Consider the following 21,580-nt stretch of genomic DNA (forward strand, 5'->3'; position numbering starts at 1 on the left):
AATTTTAGCGTTCTAAAACTTCAAAAAACATAAAATGAAACAAATTAACCTAATTGCACTTTTATTTTACTGCATCTTATCCACAACAACTTTTGCGCAGAAAAATAAAAAATTCGACATTATTGCTTATTACACAGGCGATTCTCAATTAATTGACCAATATGAAGTCAATAAATTAAATCAAATTATTTTTAGTTTCTGTCATTTAAAAGATGGAAAACTAAGTGTAGATTCTGCTAAAGATTCTCTTACTATTAAACACTTAGTATCTTTAAAAGCTAAAAATCCACAATTAAAAATTATTGTATCACTTGGCGGCTGGGGTGGCTGCGAACATTGTTCAGATACATTTTCAACCGCTGAGGGACGTTTGAAATTTGCTAAATCTGTAAAAGAAGTAAGTGATTATTTTAAAGTAGACGGTTTAGATTTAGATTGGGAATATCCTTCAATCGAAGGACTTCCGGGACATTTATACCAAGCAGCTGATAAGCCAAATTTTACTGAATTGGTAAAAATATTGCGTTCTACTTTAGGTAAAAAATACGAGTTAAGTTTTGCTGCCGGAGGTTTTCAAAAATGTTTAGACGAATCTATCGATTGGAAAGCGGTTGCTCCATTTGTAAACCGTATCAATATTATGAGTTATGATTTAGTAAACGGATATTCAAAAGTTACTGGTCATCATACACCATTATACAGCACAAATCCTAAAGAAGAATCTACAGACAGAGCTGTTGAGTTTTTATTAAAACAAGGCGTTCCGGCTGAAAAATTAGTAATTGGAGGCGCATTTTATACCAGACAATGGAAAAATGTAGAAAATATCAATAACGGATTGTATCAGGCTGGAGAACATTTTCAAGGTGTTGATTTTAAAAACTACGCAACAACTTATACTGAAGCTAATGGCTGGAAATATTTCTGGGATGATAAAGCAAAAGCTCCATATTGGTATAATGCACAGACTAAAACTTTTGCAACATCTGATGATCTTAAATCTATCAAAGCAAAAACTGAATATGTAAAAGAGAAAAAACTGGGAGGAATCATGTTCTGGGAACTTACTCTGGACAGTTTCCATAACGGAATGGTCGATGAAATTTATAAAGTTAAAACGGCTAAATAAGTTTTTGAAAAGCAGATAAAAAAAGGCAGTTATTTTAAATAACTGCCTTTTTTATATCAAGAGATTTTATTGAACTTTAGATTTATCTAATTCTCCAATAAACGGAATCGCTTCCAGAATTTCAGATCGAATTATGGTTTGAAGATATACTTCTAACTGAATAAATTTAGCCGCATTTATACTGCCAATCGCTTTTTTTGCCTTTCCATATGTTTTATTATACAACTTCTCATACTCAATGTGATTTTTTAAAGTTGCTTTTGCCAATTCATCTGCTTTTGCATCAGTAAGCGTTTCATAATTGGCAGCATAATCATTAATTAACTGAAATTTAGTCTGCCCAAGAGCTTTACGCTGTACTTCATAATCGTCATAAACCTTTGTAAAAGCTGCCGATTGTGCATCAGACAAATTCATATATTGTTTTACGAGATCACTTTTTGATTTTCCGTAAAGACTTTGCAAAACATCTACATCTTCTTTAAATGAAGACTGTGCATAAGATGAAAACGCGGCAAGGGCCATAATAAAAATAAGACTTAATTTTTTCATAGTTTAAATTTTTAAATTTGTTTCTAAATAATTATGCATTCAAAATATATTGACTTTTAAAATCGTAATTCATTTTAAAAGAGTTTTACAAAGCAGAAAAACTATGGAGATGTTATTTTCTATTTTCATCTGTTTTTGGAGCGCTTATTTCACCATCATAAAAAATTGGCGCGCGATTATTACTATTTACCGAAAGTGAGGTGCCTCCATTATAAAAAATAGTAAACATTAAATCGTAAACATCATCTTTACCTTTAACAGAAGCCTTTATAGTTGTGTTTTTCTTCTTCTTCTCTACTTTAATATTTTCGGGTATTCCTTCAAATTTAATTCCGCCGTCACTTCCATATCCTACATTATAGCCTCTACCGAAAAACGGAAGATCTGCAGTAGTTTTTTCGGTATTAAACTTTAAAAAATACATGTTATAGTCCAGGTTAATTAATCTTCCTCCTTGCGGGGTAAGCTTTTGAGCCTCAAAAACAAAATTTTTAGAATCAATAAGCGCTTCAATTTCTTTTTGCTTTTGCGCCTCACGTTCGGCTTTTAATTCTTTTTTCGTTTTTTCCTGAGCAAAGGCAGAAAAATTCAAAAAAACAGATAATACGAGTAAAATGAATACTTTATTTTTCATCTCAATTCAATTTTTATTTTACTTAAAGACAGAAGGTTACTTTTTGGTAAATCTCATCATGGCAATATCTCCCGAAATTAAATTCAGTGTTTTGCCATCATCTGTTATATCATAAGAAGTTATTTTTTGAAGCGTGCTTATGTACGTCTGCTCGCCCTGCTGTCCGTTTAGGCACATCATTTTTGTAATTGCCATTGGCTGCGTAAAATCGATTTTGTTTCCGTCTACAACCAATTTACCTGTATAGTTATTACAACTGCTATTGCCGGAAACCTGATTGTCCTTTGTATTAAAAGTAATAGTAGGCTTTTTATCGGGATACAAACCATCAAAAGCTATTCGCGGTCCGGTAATATAATTTAGTTCCCAGGTTCCATCGAGTTTTGAAACGGCATCTGTTTTTTTACATTTAAAAACATTACAGGAAAGCAATATTGAACTAAATAAAATGAGAGTAAAAATCTTTTTCATCATAACATTAAGAATTAAATATGAATGAATTAGGAAAGTGAGTTTTCAGAAAACATCTACAAAAACCATTACGAATTTAAGCATATTTTTTGGGTTTTGTGCTTAATCAATCTTAATTTATAAAGTATAGTTTGACTTTTTTTTAACTTTTAGAGTTAAACTATTCCGTTATTTTATGTTAAATTTACTTAATCTTTAATTTAAAATGCCCGTATTTATGAAAAAACTAATCGTCTCTTTCGCTATAATTACAGCTTTAATAGTTGGCTGTAAGACAAATACAAAATCAAATGATGCAAAAACCGTAACGGTTGCATTAGAGCCAAAAAGCAACAGTAAAGTAGCCGGAACAGCTGTTTTTACTGAAAAAAATGGCAAAGTTACTTTTACTGCAAAAATGACTGGACTAGAGCCGGGAGTTCACGCCATTCACATTCACGAAAAAGCTGATTGCAGCTCTGCTGATGGAAGTTCTGCAGGCGGACACTGGAATCCTACTTTCAAAAAACATGGAAAATGGGGTGTTGGAGAATACCACAAAGGTGATATTGGAAACTTTACTGCAGATGCTAATGGTAACGGATCTATCACATTTTCTACAGACGAATGGTGCATAGGATGTGAAGATGAAACTAAAAATGTACTTAACAAAGGTTTAATTGTTCATCAGGGAACTGATGATTTTACTACTCAGCCAACCGGAAATGCCGGCGGACGTGTAGCCTGTGCAGGGATCATTAAATAAGCAAAAATTTACAATAACCACTATTTTTACAAAAAACTAGTGGTTATTTTATTTTAATATATTCTGTAACAAGAAAAAGATATAGCTTTGCAGCTATAAATTTAATGTAATGATTAACCCATCAGCACACGGCTGGATAGATAAATTTTTTAGTGAGCAGAAGTTTTCAGAGGCGATACCTTTTGAAACTACAGATTCCTTTTACTATAAAGTGAGAGAAACAGGGTTTATTTATGGTCACATCATTGCTATTGATTCTCAAATTCCAATTCCTATAAAAGGCTGGTTTAAAACCGAAATTTCTAAAGTTGCCTTATTAAATACCCTCTACCATGTTTTTTGTTTAGAGAAAAGAAGCTCTGAACCTAAGAATTTTATTGACGAAGTTGTAAAGTTCTATAAACAAATGAACCCCGAAGGCTTTAATTTATTTAAAATTCTGCTTCCAAAAGACAGTCCTTCTCATTCATTAGAAAGTATAATTGATGAGAGAGTACAGACAAATGACAGTATTATAAGCAAAAACTTTTCGCATTTAGTAACCAATGCACTTTTGTTTATAGATGTTCTGGCTTTCAGACAATATTTAGAACATGGCGAAATTCCAGAAAAATATTTAAAACGTATTGAAGAAACAGTTTTAGGTATTGTAGGTCTGGCTCTGAAAACCAAAACTATAAAATCACAGCACGACGATTTATTAATTAAGCTTTTTGAAGCTTCCATTCGTTATTCTAAATTTTCAAAAGTTACTGTTGAGACTTTAGAAACTTTACAATTGGATTATTTCAAAAATAAATTAGAACATTATTACCTGATTGACATGGCCGGAATGGCTTTATGGAGTGATGGTGTTGTTGAAAATGAAGAATCGTATTTCTTATATTCTTTAGGCTCTACAATGGGCGTTGGCGATGATTTTGTAACCAAAAGCATTGACACAACACATACTTTTATTACAACACATAAAAAGAAAATTCCATACTTTAATTATTCAAATCCGGTTAAGCATTTCTACGATCAGATGACACACAGCGTTGTAAAACTGATTATAAGAAACAAAAATAGATTAATTAAGGAAATTGTTCAGAGTAAGGAATTGATGGTTTTACTGGCTTATTCTACAACAAGAGACTTAGATGCAAAGGAAAAAAAGAAAGTAAAAAAACAGCTTTTGGATATCTGTAAAACAATTCCGTCGCTCACTATATTTTTACTTCCGGGAGGAAGTTTATTACTGCCGATTTTAATTAAGTTTATCCCAACTATGCTACCATCTGCATTTAATGAAAATCTAGACGAAAACGAATAAAAAAAATCGCCCTTTTGAGGCGATTTTCTTTTATATTAAAGATCAAGCTGATAAACCTGATCTAGTTCTTCATTTGAACTAATGGTAACATTTAAATCGGTTACAAAACCAGAATTTAATCCGTAAACCCATCCGTGAAGCATTAAATCCTGACCGCTTTTCCAAGCACCCTGCACAATCGAAGTTTTAGCTAAATTGTAAACCTGCTCTTTTGCATTGATTTCAACAAAAGCATTAAAACGCTCAGTTTCGTCAGTAATTGAATTTAAATATTTATCATGCAGACGGTATTCATCTTTTATATGACGAAGCCAGTTGTCGATAATTCCAACAGACTGCTGTCCCATTGCTGCTTTTACACCACCGCATCCGTAATGTCCGCATACAATAACGTGTTTTACCTTTAAAACGTTTACAGCATAATCCAGTACACTTAACATATTCATGTCTGAGTGAACTACCATGTTAGCAATGTTTCTGTGAACAAAAACTTCACCTGGTTTTGCTCCAATAATTTCATTTGCAGGAACACGGCTGTCAGAACATCCAATCCATAACAAAGGCGGTGATTGTCCTTTAGCTAAATCAGCAAAGTAATTTGGGTCTTTTGCTAAAGAATCTTCAACCCATTTTTTATTGTTCTCTAGTATTTGTTCATAAAACTTTCTCATCCTTTTTTTTGTTTTTTTGGAATTATCAATGCTTAAGCATATCAAAAACACCTTTAATTTTTGTAAAGTTATTTAAATTTTGATAGTTCTCAAACCTGATAAATATCTTTATTTATATAATTTGTTTTAAAAACCTTCTTTAACTTCTTCTTTTCTTACAACTTCTCTTTTTACAATATCATAATAATGCTCTATTGTTACATGATTATTGTTTTCTGGAGTATTTTCTAATTCGTAAGCTTCTTTAAAACCAGTCAGTTTTACCCTAATGTTTTCGTCGACTGCACGGGTTTCTTTAAATTCACGAATTAAATCCAGAACATCGTGTGCAATATACTCTGTATCGTGAGCATTGATAACCACTTTTGAATTTTCAGGAATTTCGCTCAATGTTTGTTTTATCGCAGCTTTGTTTAAAAACGAAACTTCCTGCGCTAAATCGATATGAATAATATCACCGTCTTCGTATTCTTCTTTTTTGAAGTTATACGCACGTTTTAAGTTTCCTCTTAAAACAAAGATGATGCTAATCACAATTCCTAAAGCAACTCCTTTAAGCAAATCTGTCGCAACGACAAAGACCAAAGTTGCAATAAAAGGGATAAACTGGTATTTCCCCTTTTCCCAGAAATGCATAAAGGTTGCTGGTTTTGCTAATTTATATCCAACTAAAATTAAAACGGTTGCCAAAGTTGCCAATGGAATTTTATTTAAAATTACCGGGATAGATAAAACGCTTATTAATAAAAGCACACCATGAATAATGGTTGACATTTTTGATTTTGCACCTGCATTATTATTGGCAGATGATCTAACAACTACAGATGTCATTGGCAGTCCTCCTAAAAGTGAACTTATAACATTACCAACACCTTGCGCCTTAAGCTCAATGTTTGTATTTGTATAACGTTTTTGAACATCCATTCTGTCTGAAGCTTCAATACATAAAAGTGTTTCAATAGAAGCAACAATGGCAATTGTAACAGCTACAACCCAAACCTGCGGATTTGTAATAGCAGCAAAATTTGGCGTAACCAGAATAGACTTGAATTCATCAAAAGATTTTGGAACAGGCAAAGAAACCAAATGTTCTTTTGCAATTGCCAAGGAGCTTCCTGTAGATATAAAAAATTCGTTTAACAACACTCCTAAAATTACAGCAACAAGCGCACCCGGAACTAATTTTAATCTCTTTAAAAATGGAACTTTGTCCCAAGAAATTAAAACAGCAAGTGAAATTGCCGAAATTAAAACAGCACCTAAATGAATGTGATTTAAAACGTCAAAAAGAAATGAAAAGGAGTTGCTTCCATCGTTTTGGATAAAAGCCTGATCACCTTCAAAATCAGCATCGTAACCAAAAGCGTGCGGTATTTGTTTTAGAATAATAATAATTCCAATACCCGCCAGCATTCCTTCGATTACGTTGGTTGGAAAATAATTAGATATACTTCCGGCTTTTAAAAATCCTAATGCTAATTGAATTATTCCTGCAATAAATACAGACAATAAAAACACATCAAAAGCGCCAAAATCAGTAATAGCGGTTAATATAATAGCTGTTAATCCAGCTGCAGGTCCCGAAACGCTGATGTGTGACTGGCTTAAATAACCTACCACAATACCACCAACAACACCTGCAATAATTCCAGAAAATAACGGCGCTCCAGAAGCCATTGCAATACCTAAACACAATGGAAGAGCCACCAGGAAAACCACTAAACCTGAAGCAAAATCAGATTTAAGGTTGGCAAAAAGATTGATTTTTTTTGTCATAATACAATACTAAAAATGAATACATTAAAGACCGGCCGTATTTATTTCAAATACAGCATCTTTCAAATAATCGGAAGTATTATACTAAATTGGGAGGTGGAGCAAATATGCTCGGAGAAATATTATCTAGTTTTACGATGTTTTCAGAAACGATCGTTTTCTTTTCAATGTAAACCGGTATTAGTACTTCATGTTCTAAAACAACAGGATGCACAATATTTTTAAGTTCTTTATGAACTTCTTCTTCAGTAATACTAAAAGACACGCAGGTATTATTCCCTTTCTTTATCGCCTGAACAATTGTCGGGGTCGATAAGAAGGCAATAAATATGAATAATAATATGCGTGCAAGTATTTTCATCGAAACAAAAATAGCGTTAAACAAATAAAATCAAAGCCGGAAGGCAAAATTTTTATACAATTTTAACAAAAATAAAAAAGCAGAATGACCAAACTTGATCATTCTGCTTTTTAACACATTAACAAACAACCTATTACAAGCTTTCGTCTAACCATGCATTCATCATCCAAATGGTTTTTTCCTGCTCTGCAATAAAGTCACTCATCATAGAATTCGTACCTTCATCGTTAATTTCATCAGATTTTTTCAAAATTACTCTTTCAATTTTTAATAAATCCGATAATGAATTTACAATTAAGTGAACCGCTTTTTCGTCGTTTGAAATATTTTTTCCAACTGTTAATTTGTTGTTTTTAATATAATCTTCAAAAGTATGTAATGGAGTCCCGCCAATTGTCAAAACTCTCTCGGCAATCATATCAATTTTTAATTGTGAATCTGTATATAACTCTTCAAATTTTACATGAAGATCAAAGAAACGTTTACCACGAATATTCCAATGAATCCCTCTTAAATTTTGATAGTAAACTTGAAAATTTGATAATAACACATTTAATTCTTCTACTAACAATTCTGACTCTTTTACAGGTAATCCTAAAATATTTGTTTTCATAATCTTGTATTTTAATAACTAAGTTACTACAAATTTAAAGCAACTTGATTAAAAAAATTATAAAAAAAAATTATATTTACCTATTTTTGCATCAAAAATTACTATCAAAATGACGATAACTCAATTACAATATGTATTAGCTGTTGCAGAGCATAAAAACTTTACACTTGCCGCCGAAAAGTGTTTCGTAACACAGCCAACATTAAGTATGCAGATTCAAAAAATTGAAGAAGAACTTAATATTTTAATTTTCGACAGAAGTAAAAAACCAATTCAGCTTACAGACATTGGACAAAAAATTGTAAATCAGGCTAAAAATATTGTAAACGAAGCTGACCGAATCAAAGATATTGTAGAACAGCAGAAAGGTTTTATTGGCGGAGAATTTCGATTAGGAATTATACCTACTATTATGCCAACGCTTTTACCAATGTTTTTAAATAATTTCATTAAAAAATATCCAAAAGTTAAGCTTTTAATTGAAGAGCTTAATACAGATGAAATTATTGTAAAATTAAAAAACGGTCATCTGGATGCTGCCATTGCTGCCACGCCTCTTGAAGATGAAAAGATAAAAGAGATTGTTTTGTATTTTGAGCCTTTTGTAGCTTATATTCCGGAACATCATCATAGTTTTCAAAAAGAAGAAATTGAAGTTGCCGATTTAAACATTAATGAAATCCTGCTTTTACAAGACGGACATTGTTTTAGAGACGGAATTTTAAATTTATGTAAAAACGGGACTGATATCGACCAAAACAATTTTCAGATTCAAAGCGGCAGTTTTGAAACTTTAATAAAATTAGCCGATGAAGGTTTGGGCACAACGTTACTTCCGTACTTGCACACCTTAGACTTAAAAGAATCCGATAAACTAAAATTACGAAACTTTAAGGAACCAAAACCTGCCCGAGAGGTAAGTTTAATTTACCCAAAGAGCGAATTAAAAATGCAGATCATTGATGCCATTCGATCTACAATTGCCGGTGTTGTAAAAGGCGCTATTGTTTTTCAGAATGTGCAGATCATCAGTCCGCTGCAAAAAAAATAATCATAAAAAAAGGAGCCAAATTGGCTCCTTTTTTTTATACTTTAATTAGCTGTAGACTTGGTTTTAATTCTGGTTTTTCGATTACAAAACTTAATAACCATTCTTGTAATTGTTCCATTTCGTAAGGCAACAGTGTTTTGATAGCTTTTTCTAACTCTTTGCAGAAAAGTACCGGATCGAAACTTACTCTTTCAAGTATTGATTTTGTGTAATCAAACATCATTTTTGACATAATAAAATAAGATTTTTGGGGGTTATCTATATTTTTAAACTCGCAACAAATGTAAACAAATAACATTCACAGACACTATTTTTAACTTATTTTTTTAAAAATTTTAGCAGCGAATACGTTTTCTTAATGCGTTTAAATCAATATAGAACTATTCTAAATAACTCACTTAAACCTTTTTAAAGGCTCTAAACATTTCTCGTTTTCCCGGAGGCCCTGCCAATTTTTCGACCGTAAATCCAACAGAAATCATACTTCTTTTAACAACTCCACGAGCTGCATAAGTAACAAGAACTCCATTTGGTTTTAAACTATTATACATTTTTTGAAAAATTTCAGTACTCCAAAGCTCCGGCTGAACACGATATCCAAAGGCGTCAAAGTAAATCAAATCAAAAATTTCTAAATCGTTTATTTCATCAAAAAATTGTTTCCTTTTGGTTAACGAGAAACGGCTGCTAATTTCTATTTTTTCACCCCACTCTGATTTATGCATTTCTTCGAAAATATTACGAAATTCCAATGCTTCTAGTTCTTCGACATAATTCATAGCCAAAACTTCTTCTGCATTTACCGGATATCCCTCTACTCCAACATAGTCAATTTTTTGATTTTTATTTTCAGACTCCAAAAAAGTAATAAAAGCGTTTAGGCCAGTCCCAAAACCAATTTCCATTATATTTACCGGATTGTTCTCAAATAGAGAAAGTCCATTCATTATAAATACGTGTTTTGCTTCCTGTATTGCACCATGTTTAGAATGATAACTTTCATTCCACTCTTCCAAATGAATTGTCGTTGAACCATCTAGCGTTTTAATTATTTCCCTTTTCACAATTTCCGAATTTTACAATGGTGTTTTATTGATTTTGAGTTTATTTTATCAGTCAAATTTAATTAAAACAAATGCGTAAAGCCTTAAAAAACGACAGTTTTTTCATAAATTCTTTATAAAACTTCGCTAAAATTTTAGGTTTATTGTAAGATAAATAAATCTCAGTCAAATGCAGGAATTAATGCAGTTTTACCAAGTAAATTATATATTTTTCCGTAATTTTGCATTCAGTAAAACCTATTCTTCATCAGATCATTACGTTAGATTTTCATCTGAAAGAATACAAAATAGATAAAAACTTTACATAATTATGAGTACAACTCAAACAAGCAAAATTGAAATCAGAAAAGCTGAATCGTCTAAGATAAGCTCTGTAGACTTTGAAAACTTAAGCTTTGGTGCTGTATTTACAGACCATTTATTTGAATGTGATTACAAAAAAGGACAATGGCAGACTCCGGTCATTAAGCCTTATGCGCCTATTTTAATGGATCCTTCTTCTAAAGTCTTTCATTATGGTCAAGCAATTTTTGAGGGAATGAAAGCTTATAAAGACGAAAATAATGATGTTTGGTTGTTTAGACCTGATGAAAACTACAAACGTTTTAACAATTCTGCAGTTCGTATGGCAATGCCAGAAGTTCCGGAAGATATTTTCATGGACGGTTTAAATGAATTATTAAAAATTGACCAGGAATGGATTCAGAGAGGAAACGGAGCAAGTATGTACATTCGTCCTTTTATGATTGCTACAGGACCTGGAGTAATTGCTAATCCATCAGACGAATATAAATTCATGATTTTACTTTCTCCTGCAAAAGCATATTACGGAGGTGAAGTAAAAGTTATTATTGCTGAGCATTACAGCCGAGCTGCAAATGGCGGAATTGGCGCTGCAAAAGCTGCAGGAAACTATGCTGCACAGTTTTACCCAACTAATTTAGCAAACAAAGATGGTTTCCAGCAAGTTATCTGGACTGACGATGCAACTCATACAAAGTTAGAAGAAGCCGGAACAATGAACGTTTTCTTCAGAATAAACGATACTTTATTAACTGCGCCGACAAGCGAAAGAATTTTAGATGGTGTTACCAGAAAAAGTTTAATTGCTATGGCAGAAAAAGAAGGATTAAATGTTGAAGTTCGCCCTGTAATTGTTTCAGAATTAGTAGAAGCTGCTAAAAACGGATCTTTAAAAGAAATTTTCGGAGCTGGAACTGCCGCTGTTATCAGCGTTATTAAAGGCTTCTCATACAAAGATGAGTATTTTGAATTAACTCCAATCGAGAATTCATATGCTTCATTCTTAAAAGAAAAATTAACAAGTCTTCAAAACAAACTTTCTGAAGATACTTACGGATGGACAGTTAAAGTTCAATAATCCATAATTAGTTTAAAATATAAACCCGACAGATTTTAAAAATTTGTCGGGTTTTTTATTTTACAACAACTTCGAAAAGTCAGGTTTAAAATAATTTGGACCTTTCATTACTTTTCCGTCTTCACGATAAATAGGCTGTCCGTCCTCACCTAACTTACTCATATTACTGCGCTGGATTTCATCAAAAACAGCTTCAATTTTATCCTGCAAGCCATGTTCAATGATAGTACCGCATAAAATATACATCATATCCCCAAGAGCATCAGCAATTTCGACTAAATCATTATTTTTAACCGCTTCAAGATATTCTTCGTTTTCTTCTTTCATTAAATTATAACGAAGCAGTTTTTTAGTTTCTCCCAAATCAGCAATTGGAGTCTGGCTGTGTCCTATTTTAAAAGCAGTATGAAATTCAGTAACTGCATCAAGTTGTTTTTTCATGTTTTTATTCTATTAAATGAGACGGCAAATTAGCAGCAAATCGTATACAATTCTCTAAATTTGTCAAAAATAATTTTAAACTATGTTTAGTCAGGGACAATTAATATTCGGAGTCTGTTTTTTTATTGCATTTGTAATCGTTATGATTTTTGCTTACCGCAGAGATCTTAAACTTCATAAAGTTTTTTACAAAGGAAATTATAAGGTATTATTAGTATTTCTGCTTTTTATTGCTCTTTTGTTTGTCATCAAAATATTTTTAAAAAGATAACAATCTATTATTTAATTTTTAGTTATTAGTTTAGTCTCCCAATAAAATTTATAACTTTACGAAAAACCTGCACAATGAAGATTCTAAAATATTTATTTCTTTTATTATTATTAAGCTTAGTTGCCCTAACCGTTTTTGTTGCTACCCAAAAAGGGATTTTTTCTGTAGAAAGAAGCAAAGTCATCAATTCGCCAAAAGCTGCTGTATATAATTATGTAAATGATTTTAGAAATTACGAAGATTTTGAATCGTGGGCAGTTGAAGATCCAACATTACAATTTACTTTCCCAAATAAAACTTCCGGTAACGGAGGTTCTTTTTACTGGTCTGGCGAAGAAGGAACAGGAAATGCCGTTACCCTAAAAACAAAAGACGGAGAAAGCATTGAGCAAAAAATGAAATACGACGGTACAGAAGCTGATGTTACCTGGACTTTTAAAGATACTTTAGCAGGAAAAACAAAAGTTACCTGGAAAGCAAAAGGAACAATGAGCTTTTTATTTAAAGTTTATGCAGCCTTAAACGGCGGTTCTGATAAAGTTATTGGAACTATTTATGAAAAGAGTCTTGCCAACATCGACAAGAATCTGGATTACGAAACTAAAACATATGCCGTACAGGTAAACGGAGTAGTAAAAAAAACTGAAACTCCTTATATCAAGCAGACTTTTACAAGTGAAATCCCAAAGATTAATAAAAATGCCCGAATTGTAATTCCAAAGCTTATCCACTTTAGCGAAACTAACGGTTTAAGCACAAGCGGAAAACCTTTCATTATCTATCATACTTATGATACTGCAAAAGGACTGGCGAAAATTTCTATTTGTTTACCAATAAACAAAGAAATTTCTATTAGTTCCGGAAGTGATATTTTATCTGGAAAACTAAATGCTTTTGATGCTGTAAAAACAACTTTAAAAGGCGATTACAGTCATACAAATGAAGCAATTGCAAAAACAACAGCTTATATTAACAATGAAAAAATAATCCCTGAATTAAGCTGGTCGCATCTGGAAGTTTTAGAAGCAAGCAGACTCGATGTAAAAAGTCCGTCTAAATTAATTACAGATATTTATTTCCCTATTAAACCAAAAGTGGTTCCTGCTGCGGTTACCACACCAGATTACTCAACAGAAACAGGAACCGAAACTGCTCCGGCAAAACCAGCGGTGCAAAAACCTGTTACACAAAAGCCTGCAGTACCTGCAGCGGCTACTCCAGCCGCAAAACAAGAAGAAGAACAGTCTGAATTTTAATTTTTTTTTGAAGGTTGATTAAACCTTTTGTATAAATTGTATTCTAACTGATTATAAAGTTTGATAAATCAAGAAGTTTGATCGACGAGAAGGAATTTATACAACAATTATTAGATCCTAAAACGCAGAACACAGCGTTTCAAAAACTTATATCTGATTATCAAAAACCTTTGTATTCTCATATTCGAAACATTGTTTTGAATCATGATGATGCAGATGATGTTTTGCAGAATACTTTCGTAAAGGTATTTCAGTACTTAAAAAACTTTAAGGGAGAAAGTAAACTTTTCTCGTGGATGTATCGAATTGCAACAAACGAAGCGTTGACTTTTTTAAATCAAAAAGCAAAATTAAAAGGCATAACTTCTGAAGATTTACAAAATAAAACTATCGACAATTTAAAGTCTGATGTTTATTTTGACGGCAATGAAATCCAGATCAAACTTCAAAAAGCAATTGTTACACTGCCCGAAAAGCAGCAATTGGTTTTTAAAATGAAATATTTCGAAGAATTAAAATACGAAGAAATCGCAGAAATTTTAGGAACGTCAGTTGGCGCCTTAAAAGCATCTTACCACCATGCGGTAAAAAAAATTGAATTATATGTTACGTCAAATTAAACCTTTTATAGCTAATATTATCTTATAGACATTATGAAAGAATTTAAATTAGAAAACGAACCGAAATTAGCTGCTGGATTTAAAACCCCAGATCATTATTTTGATACTTTTTCGGCAAAAGTTTTAGAACAGATAAATGAAAGAGAAGTAAAAGTAATTCCTCTTTATAAACGAAAAAAAGTCATTTCGATCGCAGCGGCGGCAGCAATTTTTATTGCCTTTATGATTCCAACTGCGAACCATTATTATAAGGCATCAAAAGAACTCGACGAAGCAACTTTAGAAAATTACCTTGCTTATCAGTCAAATTTAAATCAATACGATTTAATTAAAGAATTAGACACAAAAGACATTGACAAACTAAATAAAAATGTTGCATTAGAAGAAGAAACCTTAGAGGATATTTTAGCAACAAATCCAAATATTGAAAATTTAATTTCTGAATAAAAAACAAAATTATATAAATATGAAAATCAAAAATATATTAACGGTAGTTCTGTTTTTAGCGACTTTATCATTTTATGCTCAAAGTGATAAAATCGATGAAAAGCGAGAAAAAGTTAAAGCGTTTAAAGTTTCATTTTTGACAACAGAACTTGAGCTTACTTCGACAGAAGCAGAAAAATTCTGGCCAATTTACAATGCATACGATGACAAACAGTTTGAACTGCGTCATGATAAAATGAAAACGTATCTGCGTAAACTGGATGACGATAATTTGAATTCTCTTTCAGAAAAAGAAGCGGTAGTATTGCTGTCACAAATTGAAAGCACAGACAAAGAATTATATCTTTTACGCGAAAAATTCATGTCAAACCTAAAAAAGGTGCTTCCGGCAAAAAAAATATTAAAGCTTAAAAAATCTGAAGATGATTTTAATCGAAAATTGTTAAAGCAATACCGAGATAAAGCAGGCAAAAATTAATTGCCATTACAATACAACAGCGATAAGAACCCTATATAATAATACTTACTTTATTATTTAGGGTTCTTGTTTTTTTTTATTTAAAGTTAAGACGAACAACTTTGTTATACCCGGCTGCAATTGCAGTATTTCTATTTACGAAACGAATCGTAAAAAACTTTGAATCTGTAGAAAGCTGTGTCCAGTTTTCTCCTCCATTTTGAGAATATTGTATCCCCTCAGAACCTACGCAAATGATTTCTCTTCCATTTCCTCCTGGAACATACTGTACACATGATGCGTAGCCAAAGCCCATTTCCTGTCCTATTAATTCCCAGGTTTTTCCGCCGTCTTTAGTAAAAGCTTTATTATTAATTTTACTATTTGGTTTGTCGTAATCTCCTCCCGCAATAAATCCTTGCTTAGAATCGTAAAAATCTGCTGTAAAAATACCAGTCATTTGTTTGCCCTGAACAATTGGAGTTTCAACCACTTTCCAGGTTTTTGCTTTATCAGGAGAATAAAAAACACGTGCTTTTTTTCCGCCCGAAACCAGCCAGGTATCGTTTCCTTTTATCACGATATTGGTATTACTTGCAGCAAAAGCGGCCTCACCGGCTGCATTTGTCGGCAGTTTATCTGACAATAATTTTGTCCAGGTTTCTCCACCGTCACGCGTTACAATTACTGAAAAAGTATCTTCTGTTGGATCGCCAATAGCAATTCCTTCCTTATCGTTCCAAAACTGCATACTGTCGTAAAACACCTTTGGATTAACTTCTTTATAAACCAATTTAACTTTATGATCTTTTTTGGAAACAGAATATAGGAGTGCAGGATTTGCAACACTCAGTAAAAAAATATCTTTAGAAGTTTGTGCAATGCTTCTAAATTCTAATTTAAGTGTATCACGGTAAATATGCTCTTCAAATTTTTCTTTTTTATCTAAATCATAAAATCCAAAACGAGAGTTATCTCCGCCATACCAAACTTTATTTTTATCTATTACAATTGCTCTTATACTAATTCTATCATTAAACAAAGTATCAATTGTCATAGAGGTAAATCCGCCGTAAAATGTTTTTTTACTATTGTAATTAAATGAAGTAAAAGACATTAACAAAACAAAAAGACCACAAAATAAAATCAGTTTTTTCATATAAATTAAAATTTGTTTCATGCTAAAATACGATTATTTATAACATCTCAAATAGGTTTCCTTTTTTTTCAGAAAATAATAATTTTCAGGCCTTATTTGTTCAATAAAATCAAGCCCAAAATTCAACAAATCAATAACACCTTAAAAACATGATAGTTAACATCATGAAAGCATAGAAATAAATTTGTGGCACAGTAATTGGACATCTCCTGATACAAATAATTTAATATGATTTTATCATGAAAACGAAATTACTTTTAATAGCCTTTACAGCATTAGTTTTTGGTTCTTGTGCCGCACAAAATCAAACTACGGTGTATGCAAAAAATTCAGATATAAGCGATAATTTAGATTTAAGAGCCGTTGCTTCTATGTTTGGTGAATCTGCAAATCTTCAGGATTTTGAAAGAAGATTAAACGATCCAAAATATCAAATTTCTAACCTTGACTTAAATGGTGATGACCAGGTAGATTATTTACGTGTAATCGAATCTGTAGAAGACAGAACTCACGTTGTAATTATACAAGCGGTTTTAGATCGTGATGTGTATCAGGACGTTGCTACAATTGATGTAGAAAGAGACAACTACAACAAAGTAAGTGTTCAGGTTGTAGGTAACACCTATTTATATGGTGATAATTACATCTACGAACCCGTTTACAGTGTTGCTCCGGTAATTTATACTTCATTCTGGGTTACAAATTACAGACCTTATTATTCTACATGGTATTGGGGATATTACCCAACTTATTACACAGCGTGGAGACCTTATCCTGTTTACAGATACAGAAATAACATAAATGTGTGTATTAATGTTCATAACAGCTACAACTATGTAAATACCAGAAGAAGCTATAGAGCTCCTGTTATTTATGAAACAAGACGTACTTATGGTTACGAAAGAATGAGACCAAACTACAGCTTTGCTGACAGACATTCAAATGTAAGTAACAGATATGACTTAGATCAAAGAAGAGTGGCCAGCAGAGATCTAAACAGAACTCAAAATACGTACAATTATAACAGATCTAACTCAGGAAGAGTTTCTGCAGAAAACAGAAATTATACTGATAACAGATCAACAACTAACAGAAGTTACAACAATACAAATCGTGTAACCAGCAGAGAAAATTCTGCGGCTGTAAACACACCAAGAACTGACAATACTCCAAGAGCAGATTACGGAAGAAATAATTCTAATGCAACTGCGCCAAGAGGAAACTCAGAAAACAGAAATTACACTAACAGAACATCTTCATCAGCAAGTGAATCGCCAAGAAGTTATTCTGAAAACAGAAATACAAACAGATCTTCATCTGCTGCTCCTGTTCAAAGATCAGAATCTCCAAGAAGCTATTCTGAAAGCAGAGGGAATTCTGAAAACAGATCAAATGCATCAAGATCTCAAAATACACAGCGTTCTGAATCTCCTCGTGCAAGCCAGGAGTCAAGAGGAAACAGCCAGCCGCAAAGAGAAAGCGGTTCAAATTCTAGAGGAGGCGGGAGAAGAGGATAATAAATATATTTCAATTTTTACTTAAAATTAAAAGCACAATTTGGGGATTGTGCTTTTTTTTATCTTTTTAATTATTATTGCCGCTAATTTGTTTTAAAACAGTAAATTTGCAACCGTCTTTTATTAAAAATATACATGAGCGCATCGCATAAAAACTTACATAGTAAGTTGTCTATAGGGGGTTTATTGATAACATTAGGGATAATTTATGGAGACATTGGTACTTCTCCATTATATGTAATGAAAGCCATTCTTGGCAATCATACAATTAATGCCGACATTGTTTTAGGAGGTATTTCATGTGTATTTTGGACTTTAACATTACAAACTACAATAAAATACGTTCTTATTACTTTAAGCGCTGATAATCATGGCGAAGGTGGTATTTTTGCACTTTATGCCTTAGTCAAGAAAACTAAAATTCAATGGCTCATTGTACCCGCCATAATTGGAGGAAGCGCACTTCTTGCCGATGGTATTATTACGCCGCCAATTTCAATTTCATCAGCTGTTGAAGGAATCAGGGCGTTTTATCCAACAATGCAGACGCAAACTATTGTTTACATTGTAATTACAATTCTTTTTATACTTTTTACCATACAACAATTTGGAACAAAGCTTGTTGGAAAGTTTTTTGCACCAATGATGCTGATTTGGTTTGCCATGCTTGGTACTTTAGGTTTTATCCAAATTATGCATTTTCCGGAAGTTATTAAAGCTATAAATCCTTATTATGCTTATCACCTTCTTTCGGTTCACCCTGACGGATTCTTCGTATTAGGCTTTGTATTTTTATGTACTACCGGAGCTGAGGCTTTGTACTCTGACATGGGACACTGCGGACGAAAAAATATCCGAATCAGCTGGATCTTTGTAAAAACAACTTTAGTATTAAACTATTTTGGTCAGGCTGCTTATTTAATTCATCACGAAGGAAGTACATTACAGCAATTAGGTGGAGAAAACGGAAATCCGTTTTACCTCATTATGCCGCATTGGTTTTTACCATTTGGAATTGTAGTAGCAACTTTAGCAGCCGTAATTGCATCTCAGGCTCTTATAAGCGGATCATTTACTTTGATCAACGAGGCAATGCGTTTGAATTTCTGGCCTAAAGTAAAAATTAAATACCCTACCGAAGTTAAAGGACAATTATACATTCCGTCAATCAACTGGCTGTTGTTTTTTGGTTGTGTTGGAATTGTATTACACTTCGAAAAATCAGGAAATATGGAACATGCTTATGGTCTTGCCATCATATTATGTATGATTATGACGACTATTTTGCTGAATTATTATTTAATTATGAAGCGTGTAAAACTGTACTTTATGGTACCGCTTATCACGATTTATTTATTAATCGAATTTAGTTTCCTAATTGCCAACATCACCAAATTTGCCGAAGGCGGTTATGTAACTTTAATCATTGCGATCTTGCTTATCTCAATCATGACGATTTGGTATTTAGCTAAGAAAATCAATAAAAACTACACAAAAGTTATCAAAATTGACGACTATAAAAAGGTATTAATGGAATTAAGTGAAGACTTATCAATTCCTAAATATGCTACGCATTTAGTATACATGACAAATGCAAATCGTGTTGATGAGCTGGAGGAAAAAGTAATTTATTCTATTTTACAAAAACGCCCAAAAAGAGCCGATATTTATTGGTTTGTACACGTAAACATCCTTACAGAACCTTATAAAACACAATATAAAGTTACCGAAATTGCTAAAGACGATATTTACAGAATCGATTTTAACTTAGGTTTTAGAGAGCCAACTAAAATCAATTTAATGTTTAGAGAAGTAATTCGTGATATGGTAAAACGCGGCGAAGTGGACATTACCAGCCGTTATGAGTCATTAAACAAAAACAATATTATTGGAGATTTTAAATTTGTATTGTCTGAGAAGTTCTTATCTAATGACAACGATTTAAGATGGCACGAAAATATTATTATGAACTCTTATTTCTTCATTAAAAAACTGAGTTTATCTGAAGAAAGAGCTTTTGGTTTAGACAGCAGCTCTGTAAAAATAGAGAAATTCCCAATGGTGCTTCATGCTCCGGAAAACATTGGACTGACAAGAATAACAAAATAAAAACTGCCTGCAGAAATCTATTTACAAAACACTCTTTTAAAACTTTATCAGAGTGTTTTTTTGTTTTGAGAATGAAAGCTAAACAACAATCCTAATTAAAAATTTAACTTTCAACCAATTAATAGTACCTTTGCAGCTCAAATATTAGAAATGAGATTACACAGAAATTTAGTTTATACTACCATCGACTCTTTAAATGCAATTTTCAATGAAGGAGAATATGCAGATAAAGTGGTAGCCAGAGCATTAAAAAAAGACAAACGTTGGGGAAGTTCTGACAGGAAGTTTGTTGCTGAAACGATATATGAGATTGTTCGCTGGAAACGTTTATACGCAGAAATTGCCGAAGTAAAAGAACCTTACGACAGAGATAATTTATGGAGAATGTTCGCGGTTTGGGCAGTTTTAAGAGGATATCCAATTCCAGATTGGAGACAATTAGAAGGAACTCCTGAAAGAAAAATCAAGGGACGTTTTGACGAGCTTTCAAAAGTTAGAGCTTTAAAGGAATCTATTCCGGACTGGATGGACGAATTGGGCGTAAAAGAACTTGGAGAAAAAATCTGGTCAAAAGAAATTACGGCTCAAAATCAGCCGGCTAAAGTTATTTTAAGAACAAATACTCTTAAAGGAACTAAAGAAAGTCTTAGAAATACTTTGATGGATTTAAATATTGAAACAGAATATTTAAAAGATCAGCCCGAAGCTTTAGTTTTAAAAGAAAGAGCAAACGTATTTTTAACAGATGCTTTTAAACAAGGACTTTTTGAGGTTCAGGATGCTAACTCACAATTAGTTGCTGGTTTCCTTGATGTAAAACCGGGAATGCGTGTTGTAGATACTTGTGCTGGAGCTGGAGGAAAAACATTGCATATTGCTTCTTTAATGGAAAATAAAGGGCAGCTGATTGCAATGGATTTGTACGAAAGCAAACTAAAGCAGTTAAAGTTAAGAGCCAAAAGAAATGGTGCTTTTAATATTGAATACCGCATTATTGACACTACAAAAGTGATTAAAAAACTGCATGAAAAAGCAGACCGTGTTTTAATTGATGCGCCTTGCAGCGGATTAGGTGTTTTAAAAAGAAATCCTGATTCTAAATGGAAATTACAACCTGAATTTATCGATAACATTCGCAAAGTTCAAAGTGAAGTTTTAGAAAGCTATTCTAAAATTGTAAAACCAGGAGGAAAATTAGTTTATGCGACTTGTTCTGTTTTACCATCTGAAAATCAGGAACAAGTAGAGAAATTCTTAAAAACAGAAATAGGACAGCAGTTTACCTTTATTGAAGATCGTAAATTACTGGCTTCAGAATCTGGTTTTGACGGATTTTATATGGCACTTTTGGAAAGAAAAAAATAAGATCAAATTCCAATTTACTTGGAAATCCCAATACAACAAATCCCAAATTTCAATTGTAAAAATTAAAATTTGGGATTTATTTTTTATGGGGTTCTTATCTAGATCTACAACTCCAAAAGGAGTTCTCAAAATATCTCTTAGAGATTATATATTAATAAAAAAGAATACTCCTCAAATT

The 21,580-nt window shown here is 32.4% G+C and carries 24 protein-coding genes; 13 read left to right on the forward strand and 11 right to left on the reverse strand.

The genetic code is table 11. From position 1 onward, the window contains the following. Positions 1-34: 34 nt before the first annotated feature. Positions 35-1,129 carry a glycoside hydrolase family 18 protein gene (locus PQ462_RS17440; RefSeq protein WP_274250961.1) on the forward strand — a complete coding sequence of 365 codons (1,095 nt, stop codon included), beginning with the start codon at positions 35-37 and terminating at the stop codon, positions 1,127-1,129. 66 nt (positions 1,130-1,195) lie between these two features. Here the strand turns inward: PQ462_RS17440 and PQ462_RS17445 are convergent, their stop codons facing one another. The 3 genes from PQ462_RS17445 to PQ462_RS17455 form a co-directional block, all read right to left on the reverse strand. After that, on the reverse strand, positions 1,196-1,681 hold the full coding sequence (locus PQ462_RS17445; RefSeq protein WP_149206563.1) for a hypothetical protein: 486 nt from the start codon (positions 1,679-1,681) through the stop codon (positions 1,196-1,198). A gap of 112 nt (positions 1,682-1,793) precedes the next feature. Continuing rightward, complete coding sequence (locus tag PQ462_RS17450) at positions 1,794-2,315, reverse strand: DUF4251 domain-containing protein (RefSeq protein ID WP_274250962.1); 522 nt, start codon at positions 2,313-2,315, stop codon at positions 1,794-1,796. A gap of 36 nt (positions 2,316-2,351) precedes the next feature. Further along, positions 2,352-2,789 carry an META domain-containing protein gene (locus tag PQ462_RS17455; protein WP_274250963.1) on the reverse strand — a complete coding sequence of 146 codons (438 nt, stop codon included), beginning with the start codon at positions 2,787-2,789 and terminating at the stop codon, positions 2,352-2,354. A 214-nt stretch (positions 2,790-3,003) separates the two neighbouring features. On the opposite strand from PQ462_RS17455, the gene PQ462_RS17460 reads away from it, so the two are divergent. Next, complete coding sequence (locus tag PQ462_RS17460) at positions 3,004-3,531, forward strand: superoxide dismutase family protein (RefSeq protein ID WP_149206560.1); 528 nt, start codon at positions 3,004-3,006, stop codon at positions 3,529-3,531. 109 nt (positions 3,532-3,640) lie between these two features. After that, positions 3,641-4,843 carry an LETM1-related biofilm-associated protein gene (locus PQ462_RS17465; protein WP_274250964.1) on the forward strand — a complete coding sequence of 401 codons (1,203 nt, stop codon included), beginning with the start codon at positions 3,641-3,643 and terminating at the stop codon, positions 4,841-4,843. A 35-nt stretch (positions 4,844-4,878) separates the two neighbouring features. On the opposite strand, the gene can is transcribed toward PQ462_RS17465, so the two are convergent. From can to PQ462_RS17485, 4 genes are all read right to left on the reverse strand, one after another. After that, positions 4,879-5,514: a carbonate dehydratase gene (gene can / locus PQ462_RS17470; RefSeq protein ID WP_012026728.1), complete on the reverse strand. Its 636-nt coding sequence runs from the start codon at positions 5,512-5,514 to the stop codon at positions 4,879-4,881. A gap of 126 nt (positions 5,515-5,640) precedes the next feature. Continuing rightward, positions 5,641-7,290, reverse strand: a complete 1,650-nt coding sequence (locus PQ462_RS17475; RefSeq protein WP_274250965.1) for a SulP family inorganic anion transporter — start codon at positions 7,288-7,290, stop codon at positions 5,641-5,643. 79 nt (positions 7,291-7,369) lie between these two features. Continuing rightward, the gene (locus PQ462_RS17480) at positions 7,370-7,651 is read right to left on the reverse strand and encodes a hypothetical protein (protein ID WP_274250966.1); all 282 of its coding nucleotides are present in this window, start codon (positions 7,649-7,651) and stop codon (positions 7,370-7,372) included. Between the two features lie 133 nt (positions 7,652-7,784). Next, on the reverse strand, positions 7,785-8,264 hold the full coding sequence (locus PQ462_RS17485) for a Dps family protein (protein WP_274250967.1): 480 nt from the start codon (positions 8,262-8,264) through the stop codon (positions 7,785-7,787). A gap of 109 nt (positions 8,265-8,373) precedes the next feature. Between PQ462_RS17485 and PQ462_RS17490 the strand changes: the two genes are divergently transcribed. Beyond that, on the forward strand, positions 8,374-9,315 hold the full coding sequence (locus PQ462_RS17490; RefSeq protein ID WP_274250968.1) for a LysR substrate-binding domain-containing protein: 942 nt from the start codon (positions 8,374-8,376) through the stop codon (positions 9,313-9,315). Positions 9,316-9,349: 34 nt separating this feature from the next. Here PQ462_RS17490 and PQ462_RS17495 read toward each other — a convergent pair whose 3' ends face one another. Beyond that, positions 9,350-9,547, reverse strand: a complete 198-nt coding sequence (locus PQ462_RS17495) for a hypothetical protein (protein ID WP_044048114.1) — start codon at positions 9,545-9,547, stop codon at positions 9,350-9,352. Between the two features lie 166 nt (positions 9,548-9,713). After that, positions 9,714-10,379, reverse strand: a complete 666-nt coding sequence (mnmD, locus tag PQ462_RS17500) for a tRNA (5-methylaminomethyl-2-thiouridine)(34)-methyltransferase MnmD (RefSeq protein WP_274250969.1) — start codon at positions 10,377-10,379, stop codon at positions 9,714-9,716. 310 nt (positions 10,380-10,689) lie between these two features. Here mnmD and PQ462_RS17505 point away from each other — a divergent pair, with 310 nt between their 5' ends. Continuing rightward, a complete protein-coding gene (locus PQ462_RS17505; protein ID WP_274250970.1) occupies positions 10,690-11,760 on the forward strand; it encodes a branched-chain amino acid aminotransferase in 1,071 nt (356 codons plus the stop codon). Positions 11,761-11,820: 60 nt separating this feature from the next. Here PQ462_RS17505 and PQ462_RS17510 read toward each other — a convergent pair whose 3' ends face one another. Then, positions 11,821-12,201 (reverse strand): nucleoside triphosphate pyrophosphohydrolase family protein, encoded by a 381-nt coding sequence (locus PQ462_RS17510; RefSeq protein ID WP_012026738.1) that lies wholly within the window; start codon positions 12,199-12,201, stop codon positions 11,821-11,823. A gap of 82 nt (positions 12,202-12,283) precedes the next feature. On the opposite strand from PQ462_RS17510, the gene PQ462_RS17515 reads away from it, so the two are divergent. The 5 genes from PQ462_RS17515 (at position 12,284) to PQ462_RS17535 (ending at position 15,273) form a co-directional block, all read left to right on the forward strand. Beyond that, positions 12,284-12,472 (forward strand): hypothetical protein, encoded by a 189-nt coding sequence (locus PQ462_RS17515; RefSeq protein ID WP_044048116.1) that lies wholly within the window; start codon positions 12,284-12,286, stop codon positions 12,470-12,472. Positions 12,473-12,546: 74 nt separating this feature from the next. Beyond that, positions 12,547-13,728: an SRPBCC family protein gene (locus PQ462_RS17520; protein ID WP_274250971.1), complete on the forward strand. Its 1,182-nt coding sequence runs from the start codon at positions 12,547-12,549 to the stop codon at positions 13,726-13,728. 77 nt (positions 13,729-13,805) lie between these two features. Next, a complete protein-coding gene (locus PQ462_RS17525; protein ID WP_274250972.1) occupies positions 13,806-14,348 on the forward strand; it encodes an RNA polymerase sigma factor in 543 nt (180 codons plus the stop codon). A 33-nt stretch (positions 14,349-14,381) separates the two neighbouring features. Further along, positions 14,382-14,795: a hypothetical protein gene (locus PQ462_RS17530; protein WP_274250973.1), complete on the forward strand. Its 414-nt coding sequence runs from the start codon at positions 14,382-14,384 to the stop codon at positions 14,793-14,795. A gap of 19 nt (positions 14,796-14,814) precedes the next feature. Next, positions 14,815-15,273, forward strand: coding sequence for a hypothetical protein (locus PQ462_RS17535; RefSeq protein WP_012026742.1), 459 nt, complete (start codon positions 14,815-14,817; stop codon positions 15,271-15,273). Positions 15,274-15,349: 76 nt separating this feature from the next. On the opposite strand, the gene PQ462_RS17540 is transcribed toward PQ462_RS17535, so the two are convergent. Continuing rightward, on the reverse strand, positions 15,350-16,411 hold the full coding sequence (locus PQ462_RS17540) for a WD40/YVTN/BNR-like repeat-containing protein (protein ID WP_274250974.1): 1,062 nt from the start codon (positions 16,409-16,411) through the stop codon (positions 15,350-15,352). A gap of 239 nt (positions 16,412-16,650) precedes the next feature. Between PQ462_RS17540 and PQ462_RS17545 the strand changes: the two genes are divergently transcribed. From PQ462_RS17545 to PQ462_RS17555, 3 genes are all read left to right on the forward strand, one after another. After that, positions 16,651-17,928 (forward strand): hypothetical protein, encoded by a 1,278-nt coding sequence (locus PQ462_RS17545; RefSeq protein ID WP_274250975.1) that lies wholly within the window; start codon positions 16,651-16,653, stop codon positions 17,926-17,928. Between the two features lie 135 nt (positions 17,929-18,063). Continuing rightward, entirely contained in the window at positions 18,064-20,037 is a 1,974-nt protein-coding gene (locus PQ462_RS17550; protein ID WP_274250976.1) for a KUP/HAK/KT family potassium transporter, read from the forward strand. A gap of 150 nt (positions 20,038-20,187) precedes the next feature. After that, positions 20,188-21,402 (forward strand): RsmB/NOP family class I SAM-dependent RNA methyltransferase, encoded by a 1,215-nt coding sequence (locus tag PQ462_RS17555; RefSeq protein ID WP_073408590.1) that lies wholly within the window; start codon positions 20,188-20,190, stop codon positions 21,400-21,402. Positions 21,403-21,580: the final 178 nt, after the last annotated feature.

Source organism: Flavobacterium sp. KACC 22758 (assembly GCF_028736135.1).
Classification (GTDB): Bacteria; Bacteroidota; Bacteroidia; order Flavobacteriales; family Flavobacteriaceae; genus Flavobacterium; species Flavobacterium johnsoniae.

What these genes read in the sequence shown, in the direction of transcription:
- PQ462_RS17520 (WP_274250971.1), top strand. Translation starts at nt 12,547, where the DNA reads ATGAAGATTCTAAAATATTTATTTCTTTTATTATTATTAAGCTTAGTT.
- PQ462_RS17530 (WP_274250973.1), top strand. Translation starts at nt 14,382, where the DNA reads ATGAAAGAATTTAAATTAGAAAACGAACCGAAATTAGCTGCTGGATTT.
- PQ462_RS17535 (WP_012026742.1), top strand. Translation starts at nt 14,815, where the DNA reads ATGAAAATCAAAAATATATTAACGGTAGTTCTGTTTTTAGCGACTTTA.
- PQ462_RS17490 (WP_274250968.1), top strand. Translation starts at nt 8,374, where the DNA reads ATGACGATAACTCAATTACAATATGTATTAGCTGTTGCAGAGCATAAA.
- PQ462_RS17450 (WP_274250962.1), bottom strand. Translation starts at nt 2,315, where the DNA reads ATGAAAAATAAAGTATTCATTTTACTCGTATTATCTGTTTTTTTGAAT.
- PQ462_RS17440 (WP_274250961.1), top strand. Translation starts at nt 35, where the DNA reads ATGAAACAAATTAACCTAATTGCACTTTTATTTTACTGCATCTTATCC.
- PQ462_RS17550 (WP_274250976.1), top strand. Translation starts at nt 18,064, where the DNA reads ATGAGCGCATCGCATAAAAACTTACATAGTAAGTTGTCTATAGGGGGT.
- PQ462_RS17555 (WP_073408590.1), top strand. Translation starts at nt 20,188, where the DNA reads ATGAGATTACACAGAAATTTAGTTTATACTACCATCGACTCTTTAAAT.
- PQ462_RS17485 (WP_274250967.1), bottom strand. Translation starts at nt 8,264, where the DNA reads ATGAAAACAAATATTTTAGGATTACCTGTAAAAGAGTCAGAATTGTTA.
- PQ462_RS17465 (WP_274250964.1), top strand. Translation starts at nt 3,641, where the DNA reads ATGATTAACCCATCAGCACACGGCTGGATAGATAAATTTTTTAGTGAG.
- can (WP_012026728.1), bottom strand. Translation starts at nt 5,514, where the DNA reads ATGAGAAAGTTTTATGAACAAATACTAGAGAACAATAAAAAATGGGTT.
- PQ462_RS17475 (WP_274250965.1), bottom strand. Translation starts at nt 7,290, where the DNA reads ATGACAAAAAAAATCAATCTTTTTGCCAACCTTAAATCTGATTTTGCT.
- PQ462_RS17505 (WP_274250970.1), top strand. Translation starts at nt 10,690, where the DNA reads ATGAGTACAACTCAAACAAGCAAAATTGAAATCAGAAAAGCTGAATCG.
- PQ462_RS17510 (WP_012026738.1), bottom strand. Translation starts at nt 12,201, where the DNA reads ATGAAAAAACAACTTGATGCAGTTACTGAATTTCATACTGCTTTTAAA.
- PQ462_RS17480 (WP_274250966.1), bottom strand. Translation starts at nt 7,651, where the DNA reads ATGAAAATACTTGCACGCATATTATTATTCATATTTATTGCCTTCTTA.
- PQ462_RS17445 (WP_149206563.1), bottom strand. Translation starts at nt 1,681, where the DNA reads ATGAAAAAATTAAGTCTTATTTTTATTATGGCCCTTGCCGCGTTTTCA.
- PQ462_RS17455 (WP_274250963.1), bottom strand. Translation starts at nt 2,789, where the DNA reads ATGATGAAAAAGATTTTTACTCTCATTTTATTTAGTTCAATATTGCTT.
- PQ462_RS17495 (WP_044048114.1), bottom strand. Translation starts at nt 9,547, where the DNA reads ATGTCAAAAATGATGTTTGATTACACAAAATCAATACTTGAAAGAGTA.
- PQ462_RS17545 (WP_274250975.1), top strand. Translation starts at nt 16,651, where the DNA reads ATGAAAACGAAATTACTTTTAATAGCCTTTACAGCATTAGTTTTTGGT.
- PQ462_RS17515 (WP_044048116.1), top strand. Translation starts at nt 12,284, where the DNA reads ATGTTTAGTCAGGGACAATTAATATTCGGAGTCTGTTTTTTTATTGCA.
- PQ462_RS17460 (WP_149206560.1), top strand. Translation starts at nt 3,004, where the DNA reads ATGAAAAAACTAATCGTCTCTTTCGCTATAATTACAGCTTTAATAGTT.
- PQ462_RS17540 (WP_274250974.1), bottom strand. Translation starts at nt 16,411, where the DNA reads ATGAAAAAACTGATTTTATTTTGTGGTCTTTTTGTTTTGTTAATGTCT.